Here is an 8,006-nt window from a genome sequence, read left to right as displayed (position 1 = left end):
CAATAAGTTATGCAAATTTCCAAAGAACTGTTTTGTTACTTGGAACGTTAAATGTCAGGGCATTATGTTAACAACTTGACGGGTGACTTCAGCCTCTGTTTTTCGGAACATCTAACTGGACACCCTAATTAGTATAGCGTTTGAACATCCAAAAGAAATAACAGAGGACCAAGCGATAACTCTTGTCAAAGACTTTTCGGGGAAACAAGCGACAAGAAGTATATCTCAATCCCCTATCATCGAAAAGAAGTACTATATTGGTGGAATTTCTTCCAAAAGCGTAGAAGACACAGTTTCTTCCATCCCTATATATCAGTTAAAATTATCAGAAAAAGAAGGGTTTGCTCTTGTTGCTGGGGATGAGAGGTTTGCAACAGTTATTGCATTCGCTGAAAAAGGTAATTTAGCGGATACAACACAAAATAAAAGTGTTGCTTTGATGGTAAGGGAAGCAGAAAATGCCATCAAGAGAAAATTGCGTTATTATAATGCTATTAGAGACTCTCTTCATGATAAAACATTATGTAAACTTAAAACTGCTTTTCATACAAATGACATTACATATCATGATGTGAAAGAAAAAATAAAGGTAGTCCAAACACCTCTTACTCGTGGGCAATGGATACCTGAACCAACAATGGGGATTTTTGGTAAAAGAAGTTAAGCCCATGTTGCGTACAGAATGGGGACAAAATAGGCCTTACAATAATGAACTTGGATATATTAATAATGATATTCCAAAGGTTGTTGGATGTGTGGGGACGGCTATTGCCCAGATTGTTGCACATTATGAGGCGATGTCTTCTGTATATGGTCATACTTTAGATTGGAATTTAATAAAAGAACGCGCAGGCATAGATGCCTTAACGGATGATGATATTCAACACCAAGTCGCACTGCTTTGCAAGCATGTTGCATACGGCATCAAAACAGAATGGAATATGGATGGAACAGGCGGTGCCTCCATGACTAATAGTCATAAATATTTGGAAACAATGGGAGTAACTTTTAATTTGGGAAAAAGAAATAAAGGATATGATATGGATGCGGCCATAATAATTGCATCTTTAGACCGCGGTTGTCCTGTGTTGATAACAGGAGATGAGGAGCCTTCCGAAACAAGAAGTTCTGGAAATAAGAAAGGGGGACATTGCTGGATTTTAGACGGTTATCAGGTACGGACGCGTTCTACCCCAACAAAACTAAAGGCAATGATAAAATCACACGATGTCTATGTTCATGCCAATTTTGGTTGGAAAGGATATGCAAGTGGATACTATATGGTTGACAGAAATGAGACTTCACTCTCTTTCGATACAAGACCGGTAGAAGGACATTATAATCAAAGACTTCGCTTATTTCCGATGGTACAAAGGAAATAATTCCAAATTCATTTCACACTTTCTAATGATTGACAGTTATTATGGGTAGATATTTTAGATTCTCTTTGGCCTGCCTTTTGTTTGCATTTATAATAAGTTGCACCTCTTCTGATGAGGATAAGAAGTTGACTTTTCAATTGGATAAACCTTATAGGGAAATCATGCAAGGCTCCACGCTCCGTGTGTTCATCACGAGTGGCAGTGGAGACTTGCAGATAAGCAATTCCAATGCATTTAAGGACTATGCTAGAATTGCCTATGCGAGAACTCCCGAACAGGCAGGGCATGTAGGTGTTCTTTCAATCCAAGCCCTGCAAGTGGGAGAATTTCAGGTCTCACTGACCGACAACCTCACAAAGGAAAGACAGCAACTGACCGTTAAAGTCCTCCCGCCTTATCTGTTACTGGAAATTCACGAGGGCTCAGACCCAGTATGGTCAATAGGAAGCGGAGTTTCGGGACTTTTCCTTGTCCAGAACGCAGCGCATTCTTTTTATCTGTGCCGTTACACCCCTACTGTATATCGGCATGTCGGGCCTGCCGTTCTCTCGGGGGTATATGAGATTGTCATGAAAGACGGCATTCCGACGAACTTGCGCCTGAAAAGCAAGAAACAGGGGTTTGTCCGTGATTTCACCCTAACAGTGAAAAATAAGAAAGAGGCTTTGGAAAGGCTTGGGAAATTAGGAAAGCTCGGCCTACTTCCGGATGAAGAGAAATTCATCTATCCTGTCTTTCTTGACGAGCATGACATGGAAGAGCATATCATGGCGGAAATATCTTATAAGGAAGCAACCTTGCCTGAAAAGGTCATGGAATGAGATGCAGAAAACAAGGAGCATGCGGAGACATGGTTACAGCCTGACTCCCTTGCTCCTGTTTTCTTTTGAGGAAAGGATGGACGTCTGTCTGATTTTCTCCCACTGCCCCTTGAACCATGCGGCAATCGGCACTCTATCCACGAGCAGGTCGAGTATGGTCTTGCCTTCCTTCTCCGTCCTACCCACCTGCAAACGAACCTTCTCAGCGGCGAACGAACGCCTGTATTCCTCCGACCGCAGTTTTCCCGTAACAACGAGAACTTTGCCTTGCAAGAGTTCGTCCGTGTATTTCTCGGACAATCCAACCGAACGGCAAAGCCTTTCTATCTTGAGAAACTCGGCAAGCATGGGAAACCACTCCTTCGCCTTGTCGACGATGCGCCTGAGATTGCCGATTTCTCGCTGATGCTGCTCCGATGCTCGCAATCGCTCTGCGGTGTGGCTGTCCTTCATATTCTGCATATCCGTGCGCATCTGTCCAATGTTCTCTTTCAGTTCCGCCACCTCACCGTGCAACTGCCTGTTCTCGCTTTCGAGCCTGCTCATCTTGTTGCTTCCCAAAAGAGAACCAATTCCGTTGAGTGCTGCGGTGGCAGTCCTGGCAGCGGAGTTCTTCAGTTCCACCGTCTTTGTCTCCGCCTTGATGCGTGCGAGTTCCTGCTTAGCTTTCTCTGCCTCTGCTATGATGCGCCGTGCTTCTACCTCCCTTGCCAACAAGTTAGCGATGTTCGCCTGTATGTCCTCACCCTGTATGATAAGGTTGCGATAATATTCATGCGTGGAGAGGTGCTTGGCAACCGAGCCTCTGATGCCTCTTTTTTGCCCGTACTTTGCCATGTGATCGCCATAGCTATCCTGATAGCGTATAAGATTGGCACGGCTCATCACTTCATCTGCACACAGGCGTGGGGCAGGTGCTTTTACCTTGTACTTGCGCTTCACATTTTCTTCCTTTTTCTGCTTCCTACATTCTCCCTGTACTATCGGCACGATAGTGGCATGGATATGCGGTGTTTCCTCGTCCATGTGCAAGACTGCTGAAACAAGATTATCTGCTCCATAGGTTTCCCTCAACCATTTTACATTGTCCGCACACCACTCATCGAGTTTGCCCTCACCCTCCACGCGTGCCATGTCCTCGTGTGTGCCGCTCAATACAATTCGTATTGCCTGCACTTGGTTCTTTCCAATCTTACGTTTCAGTCCCGCCGTGTCAAGGCGGTGGCGTATGGCAGCCGTGCGGTTGCGCACACCGTCGGGGAACTCTACCAATTCACGGTTGAGGTGCGTTCTCGTGGGGTCTATGTTCTTCGGCACGATGGTGCGCTCGATGTGTGCCGACATTCCGCTGTCGGCTCCCTTTGCCTTCTCTAAATGCAATACACAATATCCCATGATGTTATCGTTTTATAGTTGTCGTCCTTTGTCTTTTATATTCCTGATTTTATCGGTGAGAGGAAAACTGAAACCTGTTTCGGCGTGCCCGTTCCTTCATGTTGATAGGCTTGGCAGGGGTGTCCAGAGGGGTGCAACCCGTTGGCTTATTGGGGGATTTTTAGCGGACACGGAGTGAAACGTGAGGAAAATCCCCTAATAAGCTACGGTATTTTCTGCCCTGCAAAAATATCCGTACCGTGCCTGCACCTGCCGTTCCCTTTTGTCCTTGCACCTGAAGCCCCCTCGTGGGCTTCTCCATCGGTGCTGCCGATTGGACCTGCCTCTCCGAAGGCATACTTGGACTGCACCCGAATGTCTGAACACCCTGCATGCTTGGAAATACAGAATGCACGGCTTGCCATGACTGCCGTTTTCTGCTGCTTATATCAGCATGTTCTGCCTGTTTCGTTTCTGCCTGTAATGCCACTGCCGTTTCCCACAGAAGTCGGAGTGATGAAATTTCTGATGAATTGATGAATCTTGTTTCAATAATCTGGAAATCAGTACAATATGTTTTCATCATGCCCTCATCGAGCCACTTGTCAAAGCTGAGTTTCATCATTTCCACTCCCCCTATCCCTGCATTTCCTCCAACTGCTTCCTGCCGATGGTGTAGAAACGCCCCGTGCGCCTTACCTCCGTGTATGGGCACATGTTGTCATAGCTCGGCTGGCATGTCGTATAGGTGAGCGTGTTTTCGGCGGGGGTGAGCTTCCATATATCCTGCACAACACGCCTTACCTGCGTCCTGTCCGTCCTGCAGCCTGCGCAGTTCAGCAGAAGGAGCATGTCGTTGATGCAGAAAGAGAAAGCGGAGGCTTTCATGCAGGCCATGACTTCAAGGCAGGTTTCCGCCATCTCCACCTCCGTCCTGTTACGGTTGCTCCGTATAATCCTGCTCAGGGCTTGCGTGTGGATGAGTTCGGGACTGAACCACATGCGGCTCTCTTTCTTCGTGGAGAGCGTGCGGTGCTGGAGGAAAAAGAGGAAGGCGGGTATTTCCTCCTTTATTCTTTTCAGAAAGTCAGTGTCGTCCTTTTCTATCCTCCCCACTTTCCTCACCCAATAGCGTGTCTCCCCTGCGTCGATGATGACGGGCAGACGCTCGTTGTTGGAGCATAGAACGAACTTGGCGAAGAACGAAATCTCGTCTCTGTCCTTGCCCTTCGCCTCCACCTTGTAGGAAAGGGTGGTGCTGAGGTTCTTGAGCCGCTCGCTGTCCTCCCTGCGGTCGAGAAGCGCCTCGTCCACGAGGATGAGCAGTTTCCCTGCCCAGTCCGAGTTGAACTGACTTCGGAAGTCCTCGTTTGTGTTGAAGGTTACATTGTTGCCGAATAGGGCTTTGAGGAAGTTGAGGAATGTGCTCTTGCCCGTGTTGCGCTCCTCTGATACGAGCAGCAGGATGGGCAGTTTCTCTATGGGGTACAGGTAGAGCAGTTGCAGGTAGTCCATGCCAAGTTCGTACTGCTCCCCGAAGATGTGCCTTGCCAATGCCTCGATATGGGGAAACGCACCTTGCTTCGGATGATGCCCCGTCGGCTCGTAGAGGTTGAGGAAACTGCCTACTACGGGCTGATAGTTCACATGGTCGGGGACGGTGCAGAAACCGTCATACTTCGGGACGGTTGCCAAATAGTCCCTGCCGTAGTCCTGACGGAGCGTCTCGTTGTTCCACACGATGCGCTTCCTTACAAAACCGCCTCCGACAAGAGGCATGTCTGCAAGTTTGTAGAGCGTTGTGCCCACACGGACGAAAGCCCCGTCCTTTTTTCTTTTTTCGGGCATATCTTCCAGCAGCCCGTCATTGTTTTTCTTATCCATTTCTTTCTTGCTTAAATGGTTGATATATAGCATCGTGCAAAGTTACGGACATCGTTCGGAAAACTACTTGTGAAGAATGGCGCGGAACGGTGAAAGAAAAACGGAATGGAATAAAAACAGGGGAAAGCAGGGAGGTGCGGGGCAATAATTGAGGGGAACAGGAGGATAATTTTGCAGGATTTGTCGAGGGTTGCTGAAAAAGGGAAAATGCCTTTTTCTTTCATCGTTCGCAAGCGTCTGATGATATGTTGATGAACTTGCAATCGCTTGATATTCAATTATATTATATCAATATTCATCAATTCATCAAAATAAAAGAAGTTGTGTTCGGTATGCTTTTCTTTTCTCGGCAGTCCTATACGACTCGTCCCTAACTGTTATCCCTGCCCTTCAACCACCCAAAAAGAAAAAGGTTTATCCCCTTGTGTCGATGGGGATAAACCTCTATAAACCTCTGTTAAGGGGTTTCAGCAGGGACTGCCTGTTCAGGAAGGAGCATGACAAACCTTTCGTGCCGTTCGGTCAGCATTGCGATGACATGCTCCCGAAACCTTTTTGCCCTTTGCGACCTGATACGGAACGCAAGGACTATGACCATTTTAAGGCTGTACGCATCAAGCCAGCGCCCCTCCGCTATCCTGATGTTCCTCTCTGCCGTGTGGGGATGCAGCAGCCCTGCCTTGTATATTTCCCTGACCTGTGTACGGACGGTATGCCCGAACACGCCAAGCAGGTTGGCAATCTCATACTCGCCCATCCATATCTCGCCGTTGGGTATAGTGACGTTCCCGTGTTCGTCCATCGTGATTATCTGACGGGCATTGTTGTTTGTATCTTTCCCTTTCATTGTTATCCTATCTTGATATTGCCGAATGATACGTTGAGCTTACTGCCGAGCATGGAGAGGTCGGTGTCGAGTTTCTCGGTGGTTATCTTCGCATAGAGTTGCGTGGTTACGATGTTCGTGTGTCCGAGTACACGGCTCACGCTCTCGATGGGCATGCCCTTGCTGAGTGCCAATGTCGCAAAGCCGTGCCTTGCGCAGTGGAAGGAGATGTCCTTTGTGATACCGCACTCGCAGATGACTTTCTTGAGCCTCTTGCAGACCGTCCAATAGTTGATGTCCCCGAATATGGAGTTGTCTTTCTGAAACGGTCTGTATCGTTCGATGATTTGCAGGGGGACATCAAGCAACTTCACTTGGAACGGAACATGCGTCTTGTGTCTTCTCGCAAGTATCCACTTCTCGCCGTTCACCTCCACGATCTCATCGGTGGTGAGTTCTTTCAAGTCCACGAACGAAAGGGCAGTGAAGGAGGCGAAAACGAACAAGTCACGCACGAAGGCGGAGTGACTGTCGGCAAACTCGTGAGCCATAAGTTTTTTCAGTTCGTCCTCCGTGAGGAATTCGCGCTCCTTCGTGTTCGGGCTTACATGGAACTGCGCGAAAGGGTTTCTCGGTATCTTGCCGTTGAAGTGCGCACGCATCGCCACACCCTTGAGCCACATGCAGTTCAGCCAAATCGTGGCGTTCCTGTTTCCTTTCACCGTACTGAGGTACACGGCGAAGTCTCTGATGAAGTCGGGAGTGAGTTTCTGCATCGACATGTCGCTGCGGTTGTACTTGTAGCGGATAAACTTTTCCGTGTTGTTCCTTGCCCTGAGCATTACCTTGTATGTCCCCATGCTCCTGTCCTTGCCCACACGCTTGAGCAGGGAAGCGCAGTCCCTGTCGAAGGATTTGAGCAGGGTGTCATACTCGCTGCCCAGCCCCTGATAGGGGCGTTGCGCACCATCTCTGCCGTGATGAATGCCTCACGATCGGAAAGCCTTTGGTAGTGCTTGATGATTTGCGCCTTGATGTTGTCAAGTGAGAGATTGGTAGCGATGGCTTCCTTGCTCTTGCCTTTCGCCCTGTTGCCTCTCACATCCCACAACTCCCTAGGGATGGTGCGCTTGCAGCTGAACTGTGCCACCGTGCCGTTGATTGTGACACGCCCCATGATAGGAACAATACCGTTTTTCTCCTTGCTGCCGTTCACATAGAACAGCACCTTGAATGTACTTCTTGCCATTGCCTCTTCTTTTTGATTGCAAAATTAAACATGAAAGAGCCTAACCCTGCTATGCAAAATATAGAGCAGTGAAGCAAAAGCAACGGATGCACCAGAAAACGCTATTTTTCTTCTTGTTGATGAAGGTGATTACCCCGTTTGGAGGTAATGATTTGAAAACCATTCTTCTGCTGTAATCCGCATATTACTGCCTCGTGGCAGGTGGCGGATTTTCTGCGGTTTACACCGTATAGCCTTAATAATCAAGCCCAATTGCGTTAAACTGCCGATTTCATGCAAATATTACAGCAATTTTTCGTATCTTTGTATTGTATAAATGACTGGCATACTGATGAATACGTTCAACAACAAGACTGCGCTTGACTATCGTTTCTTAACTCGAGAAGACGTTGTAAGTCTTCTCGTGCAAAAGGACATGGAGCTTATGCGTAAGGACGTAGAGCTTGAGCAAAAGGATGCCGAGCTTGTGC

Annotated in this window: 7 protein-coding genes and 2 pseudogenes; 4 read left to right on the top strand and 5 right to left on the bottom strand. The window is 47.8% G+C overall.

The features are described 5' to 3' along the window. Positions 1-115 precede the first annotated feature (115 nt). The 4 genes and pseudogenes from HMPREF0670_RS17065 to HMPREF0670_RS06860 form a co-directional block, all read left to right on the top strand. Positions 116-400, top strand: a pseudogene (locus HMPREF0670_RS17065) (Spi family protease inhibitor); the annotation flags it as partial. A gap of 39 nt (positions 401-439) precedes the next feature. Further along, entirely contained in the window at positions 440-664 is a 225-nt protein-coding gene (locus tag HMPREF0670_RS17060; RefSeq protein WP_232213870.1) for a hypothetical protein, read from the top strand. A 4-nt stretch (positions 665-668) separates the two neighbouring features. Continuing rightward, positions 669-1,382: a C10 family peptidase gene (locus HMPREF0670_RS17055; protein WP_232213869.1), complete on the top strand. Its 714-nt coding sequence runs from the start codon at positions 669-671 to the stop codon at positions 1,380-1,382. Between the two features lie 41 nt (positions 1,383-1,423). Further along, entirely contained in the window at positions 1,424-2,203 is a 780-nt protein-coding gene (locus tag HMPREF0670_RS06860) for a hypothetical protein (RefSeq protein ID WP_009230427.1), read from the top strand. Between the two features lie 33 nt (positions 2,204-2,236). Here HMPREF0670_RS06860 and mobV read toward each other — a convergent pair whose 3' ends face one another. From mobV to HMPREF0670_RS06835, 5 genes and pseudogenes are all read right to left on the bottom strand, one after another. Beyond that, a complete protein-coding gene (gene mobV / locus HMPREF0670_RS06855; protein ID WP_009230426.1) occupies positions 2,237-3,598 on the bottom strand; it encodes a MobV family relaxase in 1,362 nt (453 codons plus the stop codon). Positions 3,599-3,758: 160 nt separating this feature from the next. Beyond that, the gene (locus HMPREF0670_RS06850) at positions 3,759-4,202 is read right to left on the bottom strand and encodes a hypothetical protein (protein ID WP_232213868.1); all 444 of its coding nucleotides are present in this window, start codon (positions 4,200-4,202) and stop codon (positions 3,759-3,761) included. An 11-nt stretch (positions 4,203-4,213) separates the two neighbouring features. Further along, positions 4,214-5,461: a primase-helicase family protein gene (locus HMPREF0670_RS06845; RefSeq protein ID WP_009230425.1), complete on the bottom strand. Its 1,248-nt coding sequence runs from the start codon at positions 5,459-5,461 to the stop codon at positions 4,214-4,216. Between the two features lie 457 nt (positions 5,462-5,918). Beyond that, the gene (locus tag HMPREF0670_RS06840; protein ID WP_009230424.1) at positions 5,919-6,308 is read right to left on the bottom strand and encodes a hypothetical protein; all 390 of its coding nucleotides are present in this window, start codon (positions 6,306-6,308) and stop codon (positions 5,919-5,921) included. Between the two features lie 2 nt (positions 6,309-6,310). Continuing rightward, positions 6,311-7,536, bottom strand: a pseudogene (locus tag HMPREF0670_RS06835) (tyrosine-type recombinase/integrase). Positions 7,537-8,006: the final 470 nt, after the last annotated feature.

The organism is Prevotella sp. oral taxon 317 str. F0108, assembly GCF_000162415.1.
Classification (GTDB): Bacteria; Bacteroidota; Bacteroidia; order Bacteroidales; family Bacteroidaceae; genus Prevotella; species Prevotella conceptionensis.
This window is presented reverse-complemented; position numbering and strand designations above follow the sequence as displayed.

What these genes read in the sequence shown, in the direction of transcription:
- HMPREF0670_RS06845 (WP_009230425.1), bottom strand. Translation starts at nt 5,461, where the DNA reads ATGGATAAGAAAAACAATGACGGGCTGCTGGAAGATATGCCCGAAAAA.
- HMPREF0670_RS17055 (WP_232213869.1), top strand. Translation starts at nt 669, where the DNA reads ATGTTGCGTACAGAATGGGGACAAAATAGGCCTTACAATAATGAACTT.
- HMPREF0670_RS06860 (WP_009230427.1), top strand. Translation starts at nt 1,424, where the DNA reads ATGGGTAGATATTTTAGATTCTCTTTGGCCTGCCTTTTGTTTGCATTT.
- HMPREF0670_RS17060 (WP_232213870.1), top strand. Translation starts at nt 440, where the DNA reads ATGGTAAGGGAAGCAGAAAATGCCATCAAGAGAAAATTGCGTTATTAT.
- HMPREF0670_RS06850 (WP_232213868.1), bottom strand. Translation starts at nt 4,202, where the DNA reads ATGATGAAACTCAGCTTTGACAAGTGGCTCGATGAGGGCATGATGAAA.
- mobV (WP_009230426.1), bottom strand. Translation starts at nt 3,598, where the DNA reads ATGGGATATTGTGTATTGCATTTAGAGAAGGCAAAGGGAGCCGACAGC.
- HMPREF0670_RS06840 (WP_009230424.1), bottom strand. Translation starts at nt 6,308, where the DNA reads ATGAAAGGGAAAGATACAAACAACAATGCCCGTCAGATAATCACGATG.